Raw genomic sequence first — 21,330 nt, forward strand, 5'->3', positions numbered from 1 at the left:
CAAGAACTCCGGCATCGGCCGGGAGAACCACAAGATGATGCTGGACCACTACCAGCAGACCAAGAACCTGCTGGTCAGCTACTCGGCGAAGAAGCTCGGGTTCTTCTGATGGGCGGCCTCACCCGACGCGTCGACCTGACACCGGCCGCCGAGGACCTGGTGGCCCGGCTGACGGAGACCCACGGTCCGGTGATGTTCCACCAGTCCGGCGGCTGCTGTGACGGCAGTGCCCCGATGTGCTACCCGCGAGGTGAGTTCAAGGTCGGCGGAGCCGACGTCCTGCTGGGTCACGTCTTCCATGACGACGTGCCCTTCTGGATGAGCGCCGACCAGTACACCTACTGGCAGCACACCCACCTCACCGTCGACGTGGTGCCGGGCAGGGGCAGCGGCTTCTCGCTGGAGGCCCCCGAGGGGGTCCGCTTCCTCATCCGCTCCCGGCTGCTCACCGACGAGGAGCTGGCGGACATCGAGGCCGAGCCGCCGCTCCCCACGGGAGCCGACACGTCCGGCTGAGAGCCCGCCTTCGTACGCGGCCGCGCACCTTCGGGCTGCGCGGCCGCGTCGCCGTAGGGGCAGCGGTGCGTACACGTCGTCATGCGGGCAGTGGGCGCTCGTACACGACGTGCTTCATCACCAGCGTGGAGCTGAGCCGTTGCACGCCCGGGAGCGTCGCCAGCCTCTCGTCGTAGAGCCGCTGGAAGGCCGGCAGGTCGGCGCTGACGATGCGCAGCAGGTAGTCGGGGTCGCCGAAGAGGCGCTGCGCCTGCAGCACCTGGGGGATGTCCGCGACGGCCTCCTCGAAGGCGGAGACGGTACTGCGGTCCTCCTGGCGCATGGTCACGAAGACGAGCGCCTCGAACTTCAGCCCGACCGCCTCGGCGTCCACGATCGCGCGGTAGCCGTGGATCGCGCCGCTGCGCTCCAGCTCCCGCAGCCGGCGGTGGCACGGCGAGAGGCTGAGCCCCACCCGGCCCGCCAGCTCCGTGAGGGTCAGCCGCCCGTCCTCCTGCAGCTCCGAAAGGATCTTCCGGTCCATGTCGTCCATGGGGAGAATCCTTCCACACGGAGCCCGCTGAGCAGCAATAAAGGGAAACACCTTCTGGCGCTTCACAACTATTCTTCTCAGGGAAAGCCGCACGACAGCAAAGAACTGAGAGAACCGCTCCATGGCCGCCAGCTCCATAGCCGCCTTCTGGGCCGTGTCCGTCCTCCTCGTCCTCGTGCCGGGCGCGGACTGGGCGTACGCGATCACCGCCGGTCTTCGCGACCGGTCCGTCCTCCCGGCGGTCGGCGGCCTGATGCTCGGCTATGTGGGGCTCACCCTCGTGGTCGTCGCCGGCGTGGCAGCCGTGGTCGCGAGCAACCCGGCGGTGCTCACCGCCCTGACGGTGCTCGGCTCCCTGTACCTGATCTGGCTCGGCATCATGACCCTCGCCCGGCCCGCGGCGCCCGCGTCGGCCGACCCGTCCGACGTACCCGCCGGCGCGGCCCCCGGTGCCAGGCTCCTCAAGGGCGCCGGCATCAGCGGCCTCAACCCCAAGGCGCTGCTGCTCTACCTGGCCCTGCTCCCGCAGTTCGCCGCCGCCCACGACAGCGGCAACGGCTGGCCCCTGGCGGCCCAGATCGCCGTACTGGGCCTGGTGCACATGGCCAACTGCGGAGCGGTCTACACGGGCGTCGGCGTGCTGGCCCGCACCGTGCTGCGCGCCCGGCCGGTCGTCGCCCGCGCCGTCACCCGCGTCTCGGGCGCCGCCATGCTCCTGATCGGCGCGCTGCTCCTGGTGGAGCGTCTGGCCCCCTGACCGGAACGCTCAGCGGCCACCGCAGGGCGGGCGATCAGCCGTCGCCGTCAGGCCGGGAAACGGCCACCGTCAGGCCGTGAAGCGCCGGACGTACCTCTTCTGCCACGGCGTCTCGACCGCATGGCGGTCATAGTTCCGGCGGACGAACTCCACCGCGCGCTCCGGCGGTACGCCGTCCAGTACGGCGAGGCACGCCAGCGCCGTCCCCGTGCGTCCCCGGCCGCCGTCGCACGCGACCTCGACCCGTTCGGCGCCGGCCCGGTCCCACGCCTCGCCGAGCGCCGCCCGGAGCAGCCGTCCGTCGCTGGGCAGCCAGAAGTCCGGCCAGCGCAGCCACCGCGCCTCCCAGGGCACCTCGGGCGGCTCCTTGCCGAGCAGGTACACGGCGTACGTCGGCAGCGGCCCGGCCGGCAGCGGCCGCCGCAGTCCGCGCCCCCGCACCAGCCGCCCGGACGGCAGCCGCAGCACCCCCGTATCGCCCTCGCTCCACGTCTCGTTCACCCACTCACCGTACTGGCGCGAGCCGCCCCGAAGGTGGTGCTCGCGGCCTTCGCCGCACGGCTCCTGGGACCGCCATCGGTCTGGACCTCCGGAGTTATCCACAGGCATGGTCGGAGCCTGCGCGGTCGCGTAACGTGCGGCACATGAAGATCCTCATTTCCGCGGACATGGAAGGCGCCACCGGCGTGACCTGGCCTGCGGATGTGCTGCCGGGGACGAGCCAGTGGGAGCGCTGCCGTCACATGTTCACCTCCGACGTCAATGCGGCGATCGCCGGATTCTTCGACGGCGGTGCCGATGACGTGCTCGTGAACGAGGCGCATTGGACGATGCGCAATCTGCTGCTGGAGAAGCTGGACGAGCGGGCGCAGATGCTCACCGGGCGGCACAAGTCGCTGAGCATGGTCGAGGGCGTGCAGCACGGCGATGTGGACGGCATAGCCTTCGTCGGCTATCACACGGGCGCCGGTACGGAAGGCGTGCTGGCGCACACCTACCTCGCCAATTCGATCACCGGCGTCTGGGTCGACGGGACCCCGGCGAGCGAGGGCTATCTGAACGCGCTGGTGGTCGCGGAGTACGGCGTGCCGGTGGTCCTGGTGACCGGCGACGACCGGACGTGCGAGGACGCCAAGGGGTACGCGCCCGGGGCGCGGGGCATCGCAGTGAAGGACTACGTGTCGCGGTATGCGGCGGTGTGCCGCCCGCCCGCGCGCACGGCCGCCGACATCCGGGCCGCGGCCCGGGAGGCCGCGGCGCTGGCGCGGCGGCACGAGCCCGTGCGACGCGGTCCGTTCACCGTGGAAGTGGAGTTCGACGCCGAGCACTTGGTGGGCGCCGCGACCTGCGTGCCGGGCGTGGAGCGCAGCGGCACCCGCCGCGTCAGCTACGAGAGCCCGACCATGTACGAAGGTATCCGCTGCTTCAAGGCGGTCACCACCCTCGTCTCGTCCGCCGTGGAGGAGCAGTATGGCTGAGCAGATGATCGATGTGGAGGATGCGCTCGCGGGCGAAAGACCCGCGCCGGGCATCCGGCAGGACGGCGCGGTGGATGCCCAGGCGCTGGACGAGGTGGTCCGCTTCACCTCCGAGCTGATCCGGATCGACACGACGAACCGGGGGAACGGCGACTGCCTGGAGCGCCCGGCCGCCGAGTACGTCGCGGAACGGCTGGCGGAGGCGGGCATCGAGCCGACGCTCCTGGAGCGGAGCGCGGGCCGGACGAATGTCGTGGCCCGTATCGAGGGCAGCGACCCGGGCGCCGACGCGCTGCTGGTGCACGGCCATCTGGACGTGGTGCCCGCCGCGCCGCACGACTGGAGCGTGCACCCGTTCTCCGGCGAGGTCCGGGACGGCGTGGTCTGGGGCCGCGGCGCGATCGACATGAAGAACATGGACGCGATGGTGCTGGCCGCCGTGCGGGCCTGGGCGCGGGCCGGCGTCCGGCCTCGGCGGGACATCGTGCTGGCCTTCACCGCGGACGAGGAGGCCAGCGCCGAGGACGGCTCCGGCTTCCTCGCCGACGAGCACCCGGGCCTCTTCGAGGGGTGCACGGAAGGCATCAGCGAGTCGGGTGCCTTCACCTTCCACGCCGGGGACGGCATGCAGCTCTACCCGATCGCGGCGGGGGAGCGGGGCACGGCCTGGCTGAAGCTGACGGCGACGGGCACGGCGGGCCACGGCTCCAAGGTGAACGGCGCGAATGCGGTCAGCCGGCTCGCCGCCGCCATCGCCCGCATCGGCGCGCACGAATGGCCGGTGCGGCTCACCCCCACCGTCCGCGCCGCGCTGCGCGAGCTGGCCGCTCTGCACGGCATCGAGGCCCGGCTGGACGCCACAGAGCCGCATGACCTCGCGCGCGACGTCGACGCGCTGCTCGCAGCCCTCGGCCCGGCCGCCGACCTGGTCGCGCCGACCGTGCGCAACAGCGCCAACCCGACCATGCTGGACGCCGGTTACAAGGTCAATGTGATCCCGGGGAGCGCCACCGCCTTCGTGGACGGGCGGGTGCTGCCCGGCGGCGAGGAGGAGTTCCGCACCACCCTCGACCGGCTCACGGGACCCCATGTGGAGTGGGAGTTCCACCACGGCGAGGTGGCGTTGCAGGCCCCGGTGGACGGGCCGACGTACGCCGCGATGCGGGCCTCGGTCGAGCGCTTCGACCCGCAGGCCAGGGTCGTGCCGTACTGCATGTCGGGAGGCACGGACGCCAAGCAGTTCTCCCGGCTGGGCATCAAGGGGTACGGCTTCTCGCCGCTCAAGCTGCCCGAGGGCTTCGACTACCAGGCCCTCTTCCACGGCGTCGACGAACGGGTGCCGGTGGAGGCACTGCACTTCGGTGTGCGGGTACTGGACGACTTCCTGGTGCACAGCACGGGGTGACCGCCCCGGGCCGGGCGCCGCTGACATGGACCGAACGGACCGATCGGACTGAGAGGAACACCGCCATGGTGACCACGGCGCCCTATGGAGCCTGGCCGTCGCCCATCGACGCCCGGCTGGTCGCCGCACACGACGGCCGCCCGGAGTACCTCGGCGTGGTGGGCGACGAGGTGTGGTGGACCGCGCCGCGCCCCGAGGAGGGCGGCCGCCGGGCGCTCGTCCGGCGCACCCCGGAGGGCGCGGAGGAGTCGGTGCTGCCCCCGCCGTGGAACGTCCGCAGCAGGGTCATCGAGTACGGCGGCCAGCCCTGGGCCGGCGCCCTGGACGTGGAGGGCGCGCCCCTCCTCGTCTTCGTCCACTTCCCCGACCAGCGGCTGTACGCGTACGCGCCGGACGGGGGCGGCGAGCCGCGCCCGCTCACCCCGGTCTCCGCCGTCGGCGGCGGCCTGCGGTGGGTGGACCCGGTCGTGCTGCCCGGCCGCGGCGAAGTGTGGTGCGTGCTGGAGGAGTTCACGGGCGAGGGGCCCACGGACGTGCGCCGGGTGCTCGCCGCCGTGCCCCTGGACGGCTCCGCCGCCGAAGACCGGGGCTCCATAAGGGAGTTGAGCGACGACCGGCACCGCTTCGTCACCGGGCCGCGGCTCTCCCCGGACGGCGGCCGGGCCGCCTGGATCGCCTGGGACCACCCCCGTATGCCCTGGGACGGCACGGTCGCCATGGTCGCCGAGGTGACCGGGGACGGCGCGTTCACCGGCGCCCGCGCCCTGGTCGGCGGCCCCGACGAGTCCGTCGCGCAGATCGAGTGGGCGGCGGACGGCTCGCTGCTGTACGTCTCGGACGCCGACGGCTGGTGGGAGCTGCGGAGCGCCGACCCGGACCCGGCGGCCGCGGGAGCGGAGGGCGGCAAGGCGACGGGCCGGCGGCTGTGTCCGGCCCGGCGGGAGGAGTTCGGCGGGCCGCTGTGGAAGATCGGCCTGCGCTGGTTCCTGCCGCTGGAGAGCGGCACCATCGCCACGCTCCACGGCCACGGCACGAACCGTCTCGGCATACTGGACCCGGTCGCCGGCGAGCTCGTCGACGCGGCCGGGCCGTGGACGGAGTGGGCCCCCTCGCTCGCCGTGCACGGCACCCGCGTCATCGGCATCGCCGCCAGCCCGCGCAGCGCGTACGAGATCGTCGAGCTGGACACGCTGACGGGCCGCTCGCGGGTGATTGCCGCCCGGCACGTCGACGCGCTCGACCCGGCGTACTACCCCGAGCCGCAGATCCGTACCTTCACCGGCCCCGACGGCCGGGACATCCACGCCCACGTCTACCCGCCGCACAGCCCCACCCACGCCCCGCCGGACGGCGAGCCCGCTCCCTTCGTGGTGTGGGCGCACGGCGGCCCCACCGGCCACGCCCCGCTCGTCCTGGACCTGGAGATCGCCTACTTCACCTCGCGCGGCTTCGGCGTCGCGGAGGTCAACTACGGCGGCTCGACGGGATACGGCAGGGAGTACCGCGAGCGGCTGCGCGAGCAGTGGGGCGTGGTGGACGTCGAGGACTGCGCCGCGGTCGCCCGGGCGCTGGCCGACGAGGACACGGCCGACCGCTCCCGGCTCGCCATCCGGGGCGGCAGCGCGGGCGGCTGGACCACCGCGGCCTCGCTGACCGGCACCGACCTCTACGCCTGCGGCACGATCAGCTATCCGGTCCTGGACCTGACGGCCTGGGCCGGCGGCGAGACCCACGACTTCGAGTCGCAGTATCTGGAGTCGCTGGTCGGGCCGCTCGCCAAGGTCCCCGACCGGTACCGTGACCGCTCGCCGCTGCATCGAGCGGACCGGATCTCCGTGCCGTTCCTGCTGCTCCAGGGCCTGGACGATGTGATCTGCCCGCCCGCGCAGGCCGAGCGGTTCCTCGCCGAGGTCGCCCGCTGCGGCATCCCGCACGCGTATCTCTCCTTCGAGGGCGAGGGCCACGGCTTCCGCCGCGAGGACACGATCGTCCGCGCCGTCGAGGCCGAACTGTCCCTGTACGCGCAGACCTTCGGCATCGCGCGTACGGACGTGCCGACTCTGGAACTGGGCAAGTGACCGTGCGGCAGGGGACCCGGCCGCCCCGGCTGCGGCCCGGCGACCGGGTGGCCGTCGTCGCGCCCAGCGGACCGGTCGCCCCCGAGCGGCTGGACGCCGGCCTGGACATCCTGCGCGGCTGGGACCTCGACCCGGTACTGGCGCCCCATGCCCGCGCCGGACACGCGGAGTTGACGTATCTCGCGGCGCCGGACGAGCGCCGGGCGCGCGATCTCCAGGACGCCTGGTGCGACCCGGCGGTGGCCGCGGTGTTCGCAGCCCGCGGCGGGTACGGCGCGCAGCGCATGGTCGACCTGCTGGACTGGGCGGCGATACGCGCCGCACCGCCCAAGCCGCTGATCGGCTTCAGCGATGTGACCGTCCTGCACGAGGCGTTCGCACTGCGGGCCGGGGTGGCGACGCTGCACGGTCCCGCGGTGGCCGGCGAGATCTTCCTCAAGGACGAGCCGACCCGCGACCATCTTCGGCGCACGCTCTTCACCCCCGAGGACCCGGCCGTGCTGACCCTGGCGCCCGGCACGGCGCGGACGCTGATGCCGGGCCGGGCGCACGGCGTCACCTTCGGCGGCTGCCTCGCGCTGCTGGCGAGCGAGGCGGGCACGCCGGACGCGCGCCCGGACGCGGCCGGCGGTCTCCTGCTGCTGGAGGACGTGGGCGAGGCGCCGTATGCCATCGACCGCGCGCTGACCCAACTGCTGCGCTCCGGCACGCTGACCGGCGTGGCCGGCGTCCTGCTCGGCTCCTGGGCACGCTGTGGCCCGTACGAGCGGGTCCGCGCGGTGCTGATGGACCGGCTGGGCGGCCTCGGGGTGCCCGTCGTCGAGGAATTCGGCTTCGGGCACGGGGACTCGGCGCTGACGATTCCGCTGGGTGTACCGGCCACGCTCGACGCGGACGCGTGCACCCTGACCTTCGACGTACCGCCACTGACCTGAGGCACCCGCCCGGGTCTCCGGCGCCGACGACAAACCGACCGGCGCGGACGACAAGCCGCCCGGCGCGGGCCGTCAGCCGGGCTTGGCGGCGATGACCTCGTCGAGCATCGTCCGGGACGCCTGCAGCTCGCCGATGGCCCGGCTGATCCGCTCCCTCTCCTGCTCCAGCCGGGCGACCAGGTCCGGGCAGGTGGGGAGGAGGCGGCCGTCGTCCGTACGGATGCAGGGCAGTACCTCCGCGATCAGCGAGGTCGTCAGCCCCGCCGCCAGCAGACAGCGGATGCGGTGCACCGTTTCGACGTCCGACTCGTCGTAGACCCGGTAGCCGCTCGCCAGCCGCTGCGGTGTCAGCAGCCCCTGCTGTTCGTAGTAACGCAGCAGCCGCTCGTGGACTCCCGTGCGCCGGACCATCTCCTTCATCCGCACGTGATGCGCCTCCGTGGTCCGCCTTCCGGCGCCGCGACTTGACTCTGACACTGATGTCAGAGTTTAGCGTCACCGGCATGAACGCTGAGCACTCGGAGCACGCACTTCCCACCCCTCACCTCGACGTCGTCGTCCAGGGCAGCGGTCCCGCACTGCTGCTCGCGCACGGCGCGGGCGGCGGCATCGCCGGCAACTTCGGCCTGGTCCTCGACGATCTCGCCCGCGACCACACCCTCATCGGCCCGCACTATCCGGGCTCGGGTGGCTCGCCCGCCGCCACCGAGCCCCTGGACCTGGACGTACTCGCCGACCAACTGGTCGCCGCCGCCGTCGCTGCGGGCCAGGAGTCGTTCGCCGTACTCGGCGAGTCGCTCGGGAGCGCCGTGGCCGTCCGGATCGCCACCCGGCATCCCGCACGGGTCGGGGCGCTCGTCCTCACCGCCGGCTTCCCGGTCGCGGACCCGGTCCTGGCACTGGCCGCCCGGCTCGTCAAGTCCCTCGCGGCTGCGGGACGGTGGGAAGACGTGGCTCGGCTCGCCTGTGTGTCGTGCCTGTCGCGGACGGACCTGGCGGACCTGGCGCCGTCCGACCTCGACGCACTGGTGGCTGAGACCCTGGCCGGGATGCCGCCGGGGATGGTGGACCACTTCGACCTGGTGTCCCGGGCGGACGTCCGGGCCGACCTCGCGAAGGTGTCCGCGCCCACGCTGGTGGTGGCCCCGATGGGCGACAGGCTGGTCCTCCCCGACAGCTCGTACCGCCTGGCGGCCGGCATCGCGGGCGCCGAGCTGATCGAACTGCCCGGCGCCGCCCACATTCTGAATGAGGTCGACCGTATGACGTGGCTGCGGCACGTCCGCGCGTTCCTCGGCGCTCTCCCTCTTCCGGCGCCGGTCAACTCCGCGCTCCGGTCAGCTCCGGCGCCGCCAACTCCCCTGTGACCAGCGGTAACTGACCGGCCGGTAATAACTCCTGTCAACTCCGTTGACATGTCCGAAATGCATGCCGGACCATGAGCGCGCCGTACTGACTGGTAGGTATGGCGTGTCTCTGTGGAGGTCAGCGTGTACCCAGCAGTGTCCCGCCCCGTTCTGCGCACGTCCCTCGCCCTGTTGGCCGCCGCCTCTCTGGCAAGCCCGCTCGCGCTCGCGGCGCCGGCGGCAGCGGCCGCCGACCCGTACCAGGTCACCGCCGTGAAGCTGACCGTGCGGGCCGGCGACCGCGACTGCACGGTGGACGCCGATCTCTACCGCCCGGCCGGCGTCGACGCGGCCCACCCCGCCCCCGCCGTGCTGACCACCAACGGCTTCGGCGGCAGCAAGGCGGACGGCTCCACCGCCGCCACCGCCCGGGCCTTCGCCGAACGCGGCTACGTCGGCCTGGCCTATTCCGGCCTCGGCTTCGGCAAGTCCGGCTGCCCGATCTCGCTCGACGACCCGCGGATCGACGGACAGGCGGCCAGTCAGCTCATCGACTTCCTCGCCGGTACGCGCACCGCCGACGACGGCACCCGCGTCGACTACGTGACGAAGGACGGTGGGGGCGGGAAGGTCGCAAGGACAGGCGAGAACGTCGCCGACCCGCGCGTCGGCATGATCGGCGGCTCGTACGGCGGCGCCATCCAGATGGCCACGGCCGCCGTCGACCATCGAGTGGACGCCCTCGTCCCCCTGATCACCTGGAACGACCTGGCGTACGCCCTGGACCCCAACAATGCCGACCAGCCGGCGGGCAGCGTCAGCAACGACGTCCCCGGTGTGTACAAGCACCAGTGGACCAATGGGTTCTTCCTCATCGGCGAGGCGCAGGGGCTGCTCAACCCGAGCCTGGACCCGTCCCGGCTCGGCGGCGCCGGCTGTCTGCACTTCGTCGCCAAGGCGTGCGAGACCAAGCGCTGGCTGGACTCGGGCCGGTATACCGACGACAGTAAGCAGTCGATCCTCGACTACGCACGCAGCGTCAGCCCCGTCTCGTACCTGAAGTCCGTCAAGGCGCCGACTCTGCTGGTCCAGGGCCAGGCGGACAGCCTCTTCAACCTCAACGAAGCGGCGGCCACCTACCGGACGCTCACGGCGCAGGGCACCGAGGCCAAGATGATCTGGCAGTCCTGGGGCCACAGCGGCGGCATGACCGACCCGGCCTCCGGCGAACTGAACCTCGGCAAAGGGAACTTGGAGACCAGCTACGTCGGGCAGCGCATCCTGGCCTGGTTCGACCGCTACCTTCAGCACAAGGAGGGCACCGACACCGGGCCCGCGTTCGCCTACTACCGGGACTGGATGCCGGTCGGGCAGACGTACGGCACCTCGGCCACCTTCCCCGCGAGCGGCGACGCCTGGAAGCTGTACCTCTCCGGCGACGGCAAGCTCGTCGACAACCGGTCGAAGGTGGCGCGCGGCAGCCGTGAGTACCGCAACGGGCTGCTGCCCACCAGCCACTCGGAGAGCTCGCTGGCCGGGCTCATCGGGCTCAAAGACCCCGAGCCGTACGACCTGACGGGGACCTACCTTGGCTGGACCTCCGAGCCGGTCGAGGGCGCGCCCGTCGATGTGGTGGGCGCTCCGAAGGCGACCCTGAAGGTCGTCTCGCCGCGCACCGAGCGGGTGCAGAACTCCGGCGACGCGGCCGACAAGCTGGTGCTCTTCGCCAAGCTGTACGACATCGCGCCGGACGGCTCCAAGACGCTCGTGCACCGGCTCGTGGCGCCCGCGCGGGTGCCCGACGTGACCCGCCCGTTCACCGTCGAGCTGCCCGCCATCGTGCACCGCTACCAGCCCGGCCACCGCCTGCGGTTCGTCATCGCGGCGAGCGACACGGCGTACTACGGCAACCGCGGCATCAAGCCGGTGACCGTCACCAGCGCGCCCGAGGACACGGGCACACTCGAACTGCCGCTTGCAGGGCGGTAGTTGGCCGTCCCGCTCGCGGTCGACCGCCTACTGCGGCTGTGTCGCGATCTGGATCAGGTTGCCGCAGGTGTCGTCGAAGACGGCGGTGGTGACGGGGCCCATCTCGAGGGGCTCCTGGGTGAAGCGGACGCCGAGGCCACTCAGGCGCTCGTACTCCGCCTTCACGTCATCGACGGCGAACTGGGCGAGCGGGATGCCGTCCGTGACGAGCGTGTCACGGTAGGTCTTGGCGGCCGGGTGGCCGGCAGGCTCCAGGAGGAGTTCGGTGCCGCCGGGCTCGTCGGGCGAGACGACGGTCAGCCACCGGTCCGTCTCGCCCACCGGGACGTCGTGCTTCTTCACGAAGCCGAGGATCTCGGTGTAGAAGTGCAGAGCCTTGGTCTGGTCGTCGACGAAGACGCTGGTCAGATGAATCTTCATGGGGTGTTCTCCTCCGGGCCGGATGTGTCGGTGGCGAGCCATCGCTCGGCGATCTGCCGCAGCGGCGCTGTATTCAGGTCGTGGAACTTGTAACGGCCCTCCCGCCTGGTCTCGAGGAGCCCGGCGGCCTCCAGCACGGCGAGGTGCTGGGAGACCGCCTGGCGCGAGATGCCGAGTTGATGCTTCATGCTCAGTCGCGCGCAGATCTCGAACAGTGTCTGTCCGGACCTCTCCGCGAGCTCGTCGAGGATGGTGCGGCGGGTGGGGTCGGCCAAGGCTTTGAAAAGGTCGTCGGCCACGACTGCAGGATAGGCAAGTACTCACTTGCCTATCAAGTCGAGACCTGCGCCGCAACCCGAAAAGGCCCGCGGTCAGGGGGCCGGGTGGGGGCACGGGGCAGGTCACCCCAGCAGGGAGGTGCCGTACGGTGTCGGGGCATGGACGCGGGCCGCTGGTCGCCAGGCGCCCGGAGCTCCTGCGACACGGTCGCGGCCGGCTACGCCGACCGGGTAAGCGAGGCTTTGGCCGGGCAGCCGTGCCTTCGTCCTTTTCGCGCGTCGTGCGTCCTGCCCCCGCTCTCGCCGGTGATCCGGTTGCGGCCGAGCCTGGTGGTCTTATGGCCGCGGGCTCTCAGTCGTCCTGCACCGTGATCGCCTGTACCGGGCAGGCGCGGGCGGCCTCGCGCACGAGGGGGTCGGCGGGGGCGTCCTCGGCGTGCGGGCGGAGCGCGCTGAAGCCCTCGTCGTCCTGTGTGAAGGTCTTGGGCGCGGTGAGAGCGCACTGGCCCGAGCCGATGCAGCGGTCCGTGTCGATGCTGATGTGCTGGGTGGTCGGCATGGTCGGTCCCTGAGTCCGTGGGTGGCTTGTGGGGGAGGGGCCGGCCCGGCGCGGTGGTGGTGCTGCCGTGTCGGGGACGGGGCCGGCTCCGGTGGTGCGGTGAGCGGTACTGCGCGTTGATCCGTACTGCGCGATGGCGGTACTGCAGAGTCAACTGCTACCAGGCGACGGGGAGTTCCACCATGCCCTGGAGGGTGTCGCCGGGCTTGAACGGGATCTCCTCGGCGGGCGCCGCGAGGCGCAGGCCGGGGAACCGGGTGAAGAGCGTGTGCAGCGCGATCTCCAGCTCGGCGCGGGCCAGGTTCTGCCCCAGGCACTGGTGGATGCCGAACCCGAAGGCGACGTGGTGCCGCGCGGAGCGGTTCCAGTCCAGCTCGTCCGGCGACTCGTACGCCGTGGCGTCACGGTTGACGAGCGAGGTGGAGAACACCACGCCGTCGCCCTTCTCGATCGTCACGCCGCCGATCTCGATGTCCTCGGTCGCCACCCGCAGCATCCCGTCCGCGATGGAGAGGTACCGCAGCAGCTCCTCGACCGCGGTGGGCATCAGCGAGGGATCCGCGCGCAGCGCTGCCAGTTTCTCCGGCTGCTGCAACAGGGTGAACACACCGAGCGAGATCATGTTGGCGGTCGTCTCGTGCCCGGCCACCAGCAGGATCATCGCCATGCCGACCAACTCGTCGTGCGCCAGGTCGCCGGTGCGCAGCCGGTCGGCGATCAGCTCGTCGAGCAGCCCGTCGCCCGGCTCGGCCTCCTTCCGGATGATCAGTTCGCGGAAGTACTCCTCCAGGTCGTCCAGGGCCTTCCGGGAGTCGTCCGCGGTCGGGCCGCGCAGCAGCCGCCGCGACGCGTCCTCGAAGAACTCGTGGTCGGCGTACGGGACGCCGAGCAGCTCGCAGATGACCATGGACGGCACGGGCAGGGCGAACGCCGAGACCAGCTCGGCGGGCTGCCCGGCGGCCGCCATGTCATCCAGTAGCCGGTCGACAATCTGCTGGATGCGCGGGCGCAGCGCCGCGATCCGCTTCAGGCCGAAGCTCGGGATCAGCATCCGCCGCTGGACGTTGTGCTCGGGGTCGTCCACCCCGAGGAGCATGGCGCGGCTCTTGCGCGTCTCGTCGCGCAGGCCCTCGAACCGGGCGCTGGGCATCGGGAAGTCGGGGTTCAGCCGGTCGGACGACAGCCGCTGGTCGGTGAGCAGAGCGCGCGCTTCGGCGTGCCCTGTCACAACCCACACCTCCCGGCCGTCGTAGAGGTGGATACGGGCGAGCGGCCCCTGTTCGCGCAGGGGCGCGTAGGCGGTGGGCGGGTGGTAGGGACAGGTGCGGTCCTGCGGAAACTCGACGGTTTCCGTGACCGCTTCCGATATGGCTTCCGACACGGCGTACCTCCGGTGCGCTAACTCGGGTGTGCCATTGCCTATTTCATGCCATGTCGGTAGATATCGCTACGCTATGTTCAGCCAACTAGCCTATTTTTGCCGCGAGTTGACAATTTCGTCTGGTAGGGCGCGGCGAAGTGGTCCGTACTGGGCGGAATCCCGGGGCCGGGGCGTGTGCCGGGGCTCGTTCCGTGGCGTGGGGGAGTGGCGCGGGGCCGTTTGCGGTGCCGCGGGTTCGCGCCGGACGTGGCCGAGATGTGCCGGATGCGGCGAGCGGTTCAGGCCGATCCCGTCCCGTCCGCCGCCGTGGGGCGTTGCTCTTCTCGTGGATGGCACTCAGTGCCACACTGGCGGGATGGACGACGACACGGGGTACCGAGGTGACGCGACGGCCCTGGCCTGGGCAGCGCTCGGCGGTCCGGCCGGACTGACCGGACGGGTGCGGTACGGCGGCGCGCGCGGACTGCTGCCCGCGCGGCTGCCGGTCATGGACCTGGCCAGGACGGCCGTCGCGGTCTGCGCGTTGGCCGGCGCGGAACTCGCCGCGGCCCGTACCGGCGGTCCCGTGCCCACCGTGACCGTCGACGACGGCGCCGTGGCCACCGCCTTCCTCAGCGAGCGCCACCTGCGCATCGACGGCCGGGCGCCCACGGCCTTCGCGCCGCTCTCCGGTTTCTGGGACACCGCCGACGGCCGACTGCGTACCCACGCCAATTACCCGCACCACCGCGACCGCCTGCTCGCCGCCCTCGGCCTGCCCGGTGACGCCGGACCCGATGCGCTCGCGGCCGAGCTCGCGGGCCGGAGGGCCAAGGAGGTCGAGGAGACGGTGTACGCGGCGGGCGGCCTGGCCGTCGCCGTACGGGACGCTAAGGAGTGGGCCGCCCACCCGCAGGGTGCCGCCGTGGCCGGCCGCCCGCTGCTCACCCTCGCGCCGCTCGGCGCCGCCACGCCGCCGGTCCGGCCGCCGGGGCTGGCCGGCGACCCGCTGCTGCCCGCCGCCGGGCTGCGCGTACTGGACCTGACGCGAGTGCTCGCCGGGCCGGTCGCCACCCGTACGCTCGCGCTGCTCGGCGCCGACGTGCTGCGCATCGACGCGCCCGGCCTGCCGGAGAGCCGGGACACGCACGGCGACACCGGCTTCGGGAAACGTTCCGCCGTACTGGATCTCGGCGCGCGGGCCGGGCGGGCGTCCTTCGAGGAGCTGCTGGCGCTGGCCGACGTGGTCGTCACCGGCTACCGGCCGGGCGCCCTGGACCGCTTCGGGCTGGCCCCGGAAGTGCTCGCCGAGCGCCGCCCCGGCATCGTCATCGCGCGACTGTCCGCCTGGGGCGACTACGGCCCGTGGGGCGCCCGCCGCGGCTTCGACAGCCTCGTCCAGGCCGCCACCGGCATCGCCATGACCGAGGCGGCGGCCGACGGCACTCCTGGCGTGCTGCCCGCCCAGGCGCTGGACCACGGCACCGGCTACCTGCTGGCCGCCGCCGTGCTGCGGGCGCTCACCGAGCGGTCCCGTACGGGCGGCTCGCGCCTGGCGACGCTCGCCCTCACGCAGACCGCCGCGCTGCTCACCGACGTCCTGCCGCGGCGCGCCCCCGTCGCTCCCGGCACCGCCGACGCGTTCGACCCGGAGGCCCGGCTCGCCGACGCCGACAGCCCCATGGGCCGCCTCCGGCACGCCCTGCCGCCGGTCTCCTTCGCCGACGGCCCGGTCAACTGGTCGCGCCCGCCGAGCAATTGGGGCAGCGACGTACCCGTGTGGTGGTGAGAACCGGGCTTCCGGACCCGCCGGCGCCCGGGCCGGCACGACGCGGGACGGCTCCGGGGACACGCGCTCCGGGGACACGCCCCCCGAACGCACACCGCACCCCGCACACCTGACCGATATCATCCGACGATGGCCGACGACCGACACCTCGTGCCCGCGCCCGTCGCCGCGGGGGAGCCCGACCCGTACCTCGCCCGCGGCCACCGCGTGGGCATCCGGCCGTTCCGGCGGACGGACCGCGCGGAGTTCACCGCACGGGTGCGGGAGAGTGTGGAACTGCACCGGCCCTGGCTCTTCCCGCCCGCCGACGAGTCGTCCTACGACGCGTACTACGCCCGGCTGCAGGACCCCTCGCGCGCGGGCTTCCTGATCTGCGACCTCCAGGACGGCGGCGGGATCGCGGGCTACCTCACGATCAACAACATCGTGCACGGCGCCTTCCGCTGCGGCGCGGCCGGCTACGGCGCCTTCGCGCACGCCGCGGGCCGCGGGCTGATGAGCGAGGGGCTGCAACTGATCCTGCGGTACGCCTTCGGGCCGCTCGGCCTGCACCGCATCGAGGTCAACGTCCAGCCGGAGAACACCGCCTCGATCGCGCTCGCCCGCCGCAACGGCTTCCGCAAGGAGGGCTACTCGCCCGACTTCCTCTTCATCGACGGGGCCTGGCGGGATCACGAGCGCTGGGCCATCACCAGCGAGATGATGCCCCCGGAAGGCCCGTGATCCCCGCATCGCCGGCCCGCCCCCTCAGCGCCGCTTCCGGTTGATCTTCATCGTGTCCATGTCCGTGGCCGAGGAGCGCAGGTCGCGGTAGCCGTACCCGGCGGCGCGCAGCGCGTGCTCGGCCTTCTCCTCGGCGAGCGCGGCCGCCATCTCCTCGCCGTCCGCCGCGTCCGAGACGACGACGTACCGGTACGCGAAGGACGTCATCGAGGGGTCGCACGCGAGTGACCCCTCGGGCGTGAACCGGAGCTGCGCCAGGCCCTGTTCGTCGGCCTCGGCCCGCAGCCGCGCCCTGCCCTCCTCGGTCAGCCCGTCCCACTTGCCGCGCACGATCACGCGGTAGGTGTGCTCGGTGGCCATCTCGTCCGCCCTCGTCCTCGTCTTCGCCGCGCCGCCCGTCAGCGGCATACGGTCTGTGCCATCCGGTCCGCGGCACACCGTCTGCGGCACACGGTCCGCGGTATGCGGTCTGCCTCATGCGGTGTGCCTCGTACGGTGTACGGGGCCAGCATCCATCATTTCCCTTCGCCCTGTCGTGCGAATTCTTTTTGCGCAACCCTGACCGGAGGACGCCCTGTTCAGCACGGCCGGGAGCGGGTTCCATGGTCACCAGACGGCCGCCGTGACCGGGGCGGCCCGGTCCGACTGCGAGGCGCTGTGGCCACGAGTGTGCGACGCACCACCCTCTCCCTGCCCGCGGCGGCCGTCGGCCCCGACAACCCGCTCCCCGCGCTGGCCGGCCCCCGTGACGTGCACCGCGTCACCGTCCCCGAGGACGCGGGCGTGCCCGCCGACATGGCCCGGCAGCTCGCCTACCGGCCGCTGGACTCCCTGCTGCCCGTACACCGCAGGGACGGTTACGGCCGCGACCGCACCCGTACCGACCTCGACGCGCTCGTGATCGAGAACGACCGGCTGCGCGCCACCGTCCTGCCGGGCCTCGGCGGCCGCGTTCACTCGCTGCACCACAAGCCCACCGGACGCGAACTGCTCTACCGCAACCCCGTGTTCCAGCCCGCCGACTTCGCGCTCAACGGCGCGTGGTTCTCCGGCGGCATCGAATGGAACATCGGCGCGACCGGGCACACCACGCTCTCCTGCGCCCCCGTGCACGCCGCGCGGGTGCCGGCGCCGGACGGCGGGGAGATGCTGCGCCTGTGGGAGTGGGAGCGGCTGCGCGACCTGCCCTTCCAGGTCGACCTCTGGCTGCCGGACGGATCCGACTTTCTGTATGTGGGCGTTCGCATACAGAATCTCCACCACCACACCGTCCCCGTCTACTGGTGGTCCAACATCGCGGTCCCGGAAGACGCGGTCACCCGCGTCCTCGCCCCCGCCGACGAGGCGTGGCACTTCGGGTACGAGCGCACGCTGCGCCGCGTCCCGGTCCCCGAGTCGGGCGGCGCCGACCGCACGTACCCGCTGCGCAGCGAGTACCCCGCCGACTACTTCTACGAGATCGCGCCCGGCGACCGGCCCTGGATCGCCTCCCTCGACGCCGAGGGCCACGGCCTCGTGCACACCTCCACCGACACCCTGCGCGGCCGCAAGCTCTTCCTGTGGGGCGCCGGCCGGGCCGGGCGGCACTGGCAGGAGTGGCTGACCGAGCCGGGCACCCCCGGGTACGCCGAGATCCAGGCCGGGCTGGCGCGCACTCAGTTGGAGCACGTACCCCTCGAAGGCGGGGCGGAGTTCGCGTGGCTGGAGGCGTACGGGCCGCTGGCCGCCGACCCGGAAACGGTGCACGGGGCGGACTGGAGCGCGGCCCGTGGTGAGGTCGCGGACCGGCTCGAAGCGGTGCTGCCGCGCGCCGACGTGGCCGCCGCGTACGCCGCCTGGCGGCCGTACGCCGACCTCGAACCGAAGGAGCGGCTCGCCACCGGCTCCGGCTGGGGCGCGCTGGAGGTGGCCCGCGCCGGGTACGACCTGCCGGGCACGCCGTTCACCGAGGACACCCTGGGCGAGGAACAACGGCCCTGGCTGGAGCTGCTGCGCACCGGCGACCTCCCGGACAGGCAGCCGGCCGGGCACCCGGACAGGCCGGGCGCACCAGGCGTACCGGGCACGTCGCTGGTCGCCCCGCCCTGGCGCGACCTCCTCGAATCCGCGCGCCCGAGCCCGTCGTCCGACTACCACCTGGGTGTCGCCCAGTGGCACGCGGGCGACCGCGTCCAGGCCGTCCGAAGCTGGGAACGCGCGCTCGCCCACGGCCGGAGCTGCTGGCCGCTGTACTGCCTGGCGGTCGCGGAGGCCGCGGCGGGCGAGACGGCCCGGGCGGCGCAGCGGTACGCCGAAGCGGTCGCCTGCGCGGGGGAGGCCGGCAAGCAGGCCGCCAAGCAGGCCGACACAGAGACGGACGAGGTGCGGCGCACCGTACTGCCCGCGCTCGCCCGCGAGGCGGTGCCCGCGCTGATCGCGGCCGACCGCGCCGACGACGCGGCCACCGTCCTCGCCCGGTTGCACCCCGCGGACCGTGCACGCGGCCGCTTCCGCCTGCTGGCCGCGCAGGTCCTGCTCGCCCAGGGCGACGCGCCCGGCGCCCGCGCGGTCTTCGACGAGGGCTTCGAGGTCGCGGACCTCCGCGAGGGCGACGAAACGCTCAGTGACACCTGGTACGCGATCGCCGAACGGCTCGTCGCCGGGGACGGCCCGGTCACGGACGAGGTACGCGCCCGGGCTCGCGCCGCCCACCCGCTCCCGGAGCGGTACGAGTACCGAATGCGACCGGCCCGACTCCACGGCTCCCGGGCAGGAAGTCACCCGTACGAGCGGCGAACGGAATGATCAGGCGGGGACATTCGTTGACCGCAACATGAAGGCAATCACCGCGAACAGCTACGGCGACCCCGACGTCCTCGAGCTCACCGACCAGCCCGACCCGAAGGTCGCGCCCGACTCCGTCCTGATCCGGGTGAAGGCGGCAGGCGTCAATCCGGTCGACTGGAAGATCCTCGCCGGCTATCTCGACCCGATCATGCACGTGCACTTCCCGCTGATCCCCGGGTGGGACGTGTCCGGCGTCGTCGAGGCGGTCGGCATGGACGCGACGGAGTACGCCGTCGGGGACGAGGTGTTCGGATACGTGCGCAAGGACGAGGTCCAGCACGGCACCTTCGCCGAGCTGGTCGCGGCGCCGGTGCGCACCCTTGCGCGAAAGCCGGCGGCGCTGGACTGGAAGCAGGCGGCCGGCGTGCCGCTGGCCGGGCTCACGGCGTACCAGACGCTGAAGCGGCTGGGCGTGGGCAGCGGCGACACCGTGCTGGTGCACGCCGCGGCGGGCGGCGTCGGCGCGTTCGCCGTGCAGATCGCGGTGGCGCGGGGCGCCCGCGTCATTGGCACGGCGAGCGAGCACAACCACGACTTCCTGCGCTCGCTGGGCGCCGAGCCGGTGACCTACGGGGACGGCCTCGCCGACCGGGTGCGCGCGCTGGCCCCCGAGGGCGTGGACGCGGCGGCGGACTTCGTCGGCGGCGACGCGGTCGACGTCTCCCAGCAGGTGCTCAAGGACCCGAAGCGGGTGGCGTCGGTCGTCGACAACGAGGTCGTCGGCAAGGGCGGCCACCTGGTGTGGGTGCGGCCCGACAGCGCCGACCTCACCGCGCTTGCCGACCTCGCCGAGGCCGGCAAGCTCACGGTCAACATCGACACGGCGCTGCCGCTGGACCAGGCCGCCGAGGCGTTCCGCCGCAGCCAGTCCGGCCGGGCCCGCGGCAAGATCGTTCTCGACCTCTCGTGAGAGCCCGTGCCCTCAGAAACCGTGTAAAACAGCGGCCCTGAGGCACCGTCAGGTGATCGCCACCCGGTCCACGTACTCGAAGATCGAGCCGTCCGGGTGGCGGGCCACCATGGTGCGGCCGGCGGGGCCGGCGAGCGGGCCCGCGATGACCTCTCCGCCGACCGCCTTCAGGTCGTCCACGGCCTGGTCCACGTTGGACACCGCGATCGTCGCGGTGATCTTGCGGAGTACGGACAGCTCCGCCTCGGGGCCGCTCATCAGGAAGAAGCAGCCGACCGCGGCGACGGACACGCCGCCGCGCTGGAAGCGCTGCGCCTGCGCGCCCGTCAGCCGTTCGTACACGGGAATCGCGGTGTCCAGGTCGTCGACGCACACCCGCAGGGAGGTACCGAGAATGTCCATGCGGAGGAGCCTAGTTGGCGCGGCCCGACAACGCGATCATCCGACGGAGGCGCCAGAAGGACCTCCGGAAGGCCCTCACACGCGGCACAGGATTTCTCCGTGCACCATGGCGAACCAGCCGTCCTCCTGGGCGCCCCACTCGCGCCAGGCGGCGCTGATCGCCTGCAGCTCCGCCTCGGTGGCGTGCCCGCCTTCGGTCGCCCGCCGCGCATACGTCGAGGCCAGCGTGCGCTCCGCCCACAGGCCGCTCCACCAGGCGCGTTCCTCGTCGGTGGCGTAGCACCACCCGCTCACCGAACACGTCACCGCGTCCGGCGCGAACCCGGCCGCCAGCGCCCAGGAGCGCAGCCGCCGCCCGCCGTCGGGCGCGCCCCCGTTGGCTACCGCGACCCGCTGGTACAGGTCCAGCCAGGCGTCCATGCCGTCGACGTCCGGGAACCACGTCATCGTGCCGTAGTCCGCGTCCCGCACCGCGACGATCCCGCCCGGCTTGGTGACCCGGCGCATCTCGCGCAGCGCCTGGACCGGGTCGCCGACGTGCTGCAGCACCTGGTGGGCGTGGACGACGCAGAAGGTGTCGTCCGGGTAGTCCAGTGCGTGGACATCACCGACCGCGAAGTGGACATTGGTCAGGCCGCGCTCGTCCGCCACGGCCCGGGCCTGCTCCAGAACGCCCGGCGCGTGCTCCAGGCCGGTCACCGAGCCGTCCGGCACCAGCGCCGCCAGATCGGCGGTGATGGTGCCGGGGCCGCAGCCGATGTCCAGGATCTTCATGTGCGGCTTGAGTGAATCCAGCAGGTAGCCCGCGGAGTTGGCGGCTGTGCGCCAGGTGTGCGAGCGCAGTACGGACTCGTGGTGACCGTGGGTGTAAACAGCGGACTCCTGCGACATGGCTGCTCCTTCGCATGCTCGATGCGGTCATCGACGCGGTCACGGCGCGGCCCCGCGCCGTGATCACACCGTACGCCGCCATCTCGAACTATGAGAGCCCCGTATCAATATGTGAAACGCAGACCTCTCCGCAACG

General features: G+C 72.5%; 22 protein-coding genes. 12 read left to right on the plus strand and 10 right to left on the minus strand.

Features of this window, described 5'->3' with window-relative positions; translation table 11 throughout:
* The first annotated feature begins 108 nt into the window (after positions 1–108).
* Positions 109–516: a DUF779 domain-containing protein gene (locus tag IG84_RS0131845; RefSeq protein WP_031064911.1), complete on the plus strand. Its 408-nt coding sequence runs from the start codon at positions 109–111 to the stop codon at positions 514–516.
* A 79-nt stretch (positions 517–595) separates the two neighbouring features.
* On the opposite strand, the gene IG84_RS0131850 is transcribed toward IG84_RS0131845, so the two are convergent.
* Positions 596–1,048 (minus strand): Lrp/AsnC family transcriptional regulator, encoded by a 453-nt coding sequence (locus IG84_RS0131850; RefSeq protein WP_031064914.1) that lies wholly within the window; start codon positions 1,046–1,048, stop codon positions 596–598.
* 121 nt (positions 1,049–1,169) lie between these two features.
* Here IG84_RS0131850 and IG84_RS0131855 point away from each other — a divergent pair, with 121 nt between their 5' ends.
* A complete protein-coding gene (locus IG84_RS0131855) occupies positions 1,170–1,805 on the plus strand; it encodes a LysE family translocator (protein WP_031064916.1) in 636 nt (211 codons plus the stop codon).
* Positions 1,806–1,874: 69 nt separating this feature from the next.
* Here IG84_RS0131855 and IG84_RS0131860 read toward each other — a convergent pair whose 3' ends face one another.
* The gene (locus IG84_RS0131860; RefSeq protein WP_031064919.1) at positions 1,875–2,306 is read right to left on the minus strand and encodes a protein-tyrosine phosphatase family protein; all 432 of its coding nucleotides are present in this window, start codon (positions 2,304–2,306) and stop codon (positions 1,875–1,877) included.
* A gap of 143 nt (positions 2,307–2,449) precedes the next feature.
* Here IG84_RS0131860 and IG84_RS0131865 point away from each other — a divergent pair, with 143 nt between their 5' ends.
* The 4 genes from IG84_RS0131865 to IG84_RS0131880 all read left to right on the plus strand — a co-directional run bounded on the left by IG84_RS0131865 (position 2,450) and on the right by IG84_RS0131880 (position 7,701).
* Entirely contained in the window at positions 2,450–3,283 is an 834-nt protein-coding gene (locus IG84_RS0131865) for a M55 family metallopeptidase (RefSeq protein WP_031064922.1), read from the plus strand.
* Between the two features lie 4 nt (positions 3,284–3,287).
* Positions 3,288–4,688 carry a M20/M25/M40 family metallo-hydrolase gene (locus tag IG84_RS0131870; protein ID WP_031064924.1) on the plus strand — a complete coding sequence of 467 codons (1,401 nt, stop codon included), beginning with the start codon at positions 3,288–3,290 and terminating at the stop codon, positions 4,686–4,688.
* 65 nt (positions 4,689–4,753) lie between these two features.
* Positions 4,754–6,766 carry a S9 family peptidase gene (locus IG84_RS0131875; RefSeq protein WP_031064927.1) on the plus strand — a complete coding sequence of 671 codons (2,013 nt, stop codon included), beginning with the start codon at positions 4,754–4,756 and terminating at the stop codon, positions 6,764–6,766.
* Between the two features lie 2 nt (positions 6,767–6,768).
* A complete protein-coding gene (locus IG84_RS0131880) occupies positions 6,769–7,701 on the plus strand; it encodes a S66 peptidase family protein (protein ID WP_382467533.1) in 933 nt (310 codons plus the stop codon).
* 72 nt (positions 7,702–7,773) lie between these two features.
* Here the strand turns inward: IG84_RS0131880 and IG84_RS0131885 are convergent, their stop codons facing one another.
* Complete coding sequence (locus IG84_RS0131885) at positions 7,774–8,127, minus strand: MerR family transcriptional regulator (protein WP_031064932.1); 354 nt, start codon at positions 8,125–8,127, stop codon at positions 7,774–7,776.
* Between the two features lie 77 nt (positions 8,128–8,204).
* Here IG84_RS0131885 and IG84_RS0131890 point away from each other — a divergent pair, with 77 nt between their 5' ends.
* Positions 8,205–9,068, plus strand: a complete 864-nt coding sequence (locus IG84_RS0131890) for an alpha/beta fold hydrolase (RefSeq protein WP_051862689.1) — start codon at positions 8,205–8,207, stop codon at positions 9,066–9,068.
* Positions 9,069–9,191: 123 nt separating this feature from the next.
* Positions 9,192–11,036: a CocE/NonD family hydrolase gene (locus IG84_RS0131895; RefSeq protein WP_245659678.1), complete on the plus strand. Its 1,845-nt coding sequence runs from the start codon at positions 9,192–9,194 to the stop codon at positions 11,034–11,036.
* 27 nt (positions 11,037–11,063) lie between these two features.
* On the opposite strand, the gene IG84_RS0131900 is transcribed toward IG84_RS0131895, so the two are convergent.
* The 4 genes from IG84_RS0131900 to IG84_RS0131915 form a co-directional block, all read right to left on the minus strand.
* The gene (locus tag IG84_RS0131900; RefSeq protein WP_031064940.1) at positions 11,064–11,456 is read right to left on the minus strand and encodes a VOC family protein; all 393 of its coding nucleotides are present in this window, start codon (positions 11,454–11,456) and stop codon (positions 11,064–11,066) included.
* Positions 11,453–11,755 carry an ArsR/SmtB family transcription factor gene (locus tag IG84_RS0131905; RefSeq protein WP_031064942.1) on the minus strand — a complete coding sequence of 101 codons (303 nt, stop codon included), beginning with the start codon at positions 11,753–11,755 and terminating at the stop codon, positions 11,453–11,455. The genes IG84_RS0131900 and IG84_RS0131905 overlap by 4 nt, the downstream gene beginning before the upstream one ends.
* 331 nt (positions 11,756–12,086) lie before the next feature.
* Positions 12,087–12,293, minus strand: coding sequence for a ferredoxin (locus IG84_RS0131910; RefSeq protein WP_031064946.1), 207 nt, complete (start codon positions 12,291–12,293; stop codon positions 12,087–12,089).
* Between the two features lie 157 nt (positions 12,294–12,450).
* On the minus strand, positions 12,451–13,674 hold the full coding sequence (locus IG84_RS0131915) for a cytochrome P450 (RefSeq protein ID WP_031064950.1): 1,224 nt from the start codon (positions 13,672–13,674) through the stop codon (positions 12,451–12,453).
* A gap of 355 nt (positions 13,675–14,029) precedes the next feature.
* Here IG84_RS0131915 and IG84_RS0131920 point away from each other — a divergent pair, with 355 nt between their 5' ends.
* Together IG84_RS0131920 and IG84_RS0131925 are read left to right on the plus strand one after the other, a co-directional pair.
* Positions 14,030–15,442, plus strand: coding sequence for a CoA transferase (locus IG84_RS0131920; RefSeq protein WP_031064955.1), 1,413 nt, complete (start codon positions 14,030–14,032; stop codon positions 15,440–15,442).
* A gap of 129 nt (positions 15,443–15,571) precedes the next feature.
* A complete protein-coding gene (locus tag IG84_RS0131925) occupies positions 15,572–16,165 on the plus strand; it encodes a GNAT family N-acetyltransferase (protein ID WP_051862691.1) in 594 nt (197 codons plus the stop codon).
* A 24-nt stretch (positions 16,166–16,189) separates the two neighbouring features.
* Here the strand turns inward: IG84_RS0131925 and IG84_RS0131930 are convergent, their stop codons facing one another.
* Positions 16,190–16,525: a DUF6204 family protein gene (locus IG84_RS0131930; RefSeq protein ID WP_031064960.1), complete on the minus strand. Its 336-nt coding sequence runs from the start codon at positions 16,523–16,525 to the stop codon at positions 16,190–16,192.
* A 297-nt stretch (positions 16,526–16,822) separates the two neighbouring features.
* On the opposite strand from IG84_RS0131930, the gene IG84_RS0131935 reads away from it, so the two are divergent.
* Positions 16,823–18,949 (plus strand): DUF5107 domain-containing protein, encoded by a 2,127-nt coding sequence (locus IG84_RS0131935; RefSeq protein WP_051862693.1) that lies wholly within the window; start codon positions 16,823–16,825, stop codon positions 18,947–18,949.
* A gap of 28 nt (positions 18,950–18,977) precedes the next feature.
* On the plus strand, positions 18,978–19,901 hold the full coding sequence (locus tag IG84_RS0131940; RefSeq protein ID WP_031064966.1) for an NADP-dependent oxidoreductase: 924 nt from the start codon (positions 18,978–18,980) through the stop codon (positions 19,899–19,901).
* 48 nt (positions 19,902–19,949) lie between these two features.
* Here IG84_RS0131940 and IG84_RS0131945 read toward each other — a convergent pair whose 3' ends face one another.
* Both IG84_RS0131945 and IG84_RS0131950 read right to left on the minus strand, forming a co-directional pair.
* Positions 19,950–20,303 (minus strand): VOC family protein, encoded by a 354-nt coding sequence (locus tag IG84_RS0131945; protein ID WP_031064967.1) that lies wholly within the window; start codon positions 20,301–20,303, stop codon positions 19,950–19,952.
* 75 nt (positions 20,304–20,378) lie between these two features.
* Positions 20,379–21,194, minus strand: a complete 816-nt coding sequence (locus tag IG84_RS0131950) for a class I SAM-dependent methyltransferase (RefSeq protein WP_031064970.1) — start codon at positions 21,192–21,194, stop codon at positions 20,379–20,381.
* Positions 21,195–21,330: the final 136 nt, after the last annotated feature.

It is taken from the genome of Streptomyces ochraceiscleroticus, from assembly GCF_000720485.1.
GTDB classification, from domain to species: domain Bacteria; phylum Actinomycetota; class Actinomycetes; order Streptomycetales; family Streptomycetaceae; genus Streptomyces; species Streptomyces ochraceiscleroticus.

What these genes read in the sequence shown, in the direction of transcription:
- IG84_RS0131875 (WP_031064927.1), top strand. Translation starts at nt 4,754, where the DNA reads ATGGTGACCACGGCGCCCTATGGAGCCTGGCCGTCGCCCATCGACGCC.
- IG84_RS0131925 (WP_051862691.1), top strand. Translation starts at nt 15,572, where the DNA reads ATGGCCGACGACCGACACCTCGTGCCCGCGCCCGTCGCCGCGGGGGAG.
- IG84_RS0131945 (WP_031064967.1), bottom strand. Translation starts at nt 20,303, where the DNA reads ATGGACATTCTCGGTACCTCCCTGCGGGTGTGCGTCGACGACCTGGAC.
- IG84_RS0131920 (WP_031064955.1), top strand. Translation starts at nt 14,030, where the DNA reads ATGGACGACGACACGGGGTACCGAGGTGACGCGACGGCCCTGGCCTGG.
- IG84_RS0131855 (WP_031064916.1), top strand. Translation starts at nt 1,170, where the DNA reads ATGGCCGCCAGCTCCATAGCCGCCTTCTGGGCCGTGTCCGTCCTCCTC.
- IG84_RS0131930 (WP_031064960.1), bottom strand. Translation starts at nt 16,525, where the DNA reads ATGGCCACCGAGCACACCTACCGCGTGATCGTGCGCGGCAAGTGGGAC.
- IG84_RS0131890 (WP_051862689.1), top strand. Translation starts at nt 8,205, where the DNA reads ATGAACGCTGAGCACTCGGAGCACGCACTTCCCACCCCTCACCTCGAC.
- IG84_RS0131940 (WP_031064966.1), top strand. Translation starts at nt 18,978, where the DNA reads ATGAAGGCAATCACCGCGAACAGCTACGGCGACCCCGACGTCCTCGAG.
- IG84_RS0131870 (WP_031064924.1), top strand. Translation starts at nt 3,288, where the DNA reads ATGATCGATGTGGAGGATGCGCTCGCGGGCGAAAGACCCGCGCCGGGC.
- IG84_RS0131850 (WP_031064914.1), bottom strand. Translation starts at nt 1,048, where the DNA reads ATGGACGACATGGACCGGAAGATCCTTTCGGAGCTGCAGGAGGACGGG.
- IG84_RS0131900 (WP_031064940.1), bottom strand. Translation starts at nt 11,456, where the DNA reads ATGAAGATTCATCTGACCAGCGTCTTCGTCGACGACCAGACCAAGGCT.
- IG84_RS0131950 (WP_031064970.1), bottom strand. Translation starts at nt 21,194, where the DNA reads ATGTCGCAGGAGTCCGCTGTTTACACCCACGGTCACCACGAGTCCGTA.
- IG84_RS0131865 (WP_031064922.1), top strand. Translation starts at nt 2,450, where the DNA reads ATGAAGATCCTCATTTCCGCGGACATGGAAGGCGCCACCGGCGTGACC.
- IG84_RS0131845 (WP_031064911.1), top strand. Translation starts at nt 109, where the DNA reads ATGGGCGGCCTCACCCGACGCGTCGACCTGACACCGGCCGCCGAGGAC.
- IG84_RS0131910 (WP_031064946.1), bottom strand. Translation starts at nt 12,293, where the DNA reads ATGCCGACCACCCAGCACATCAGCATCGACACGGACCGCTGCATCGGC.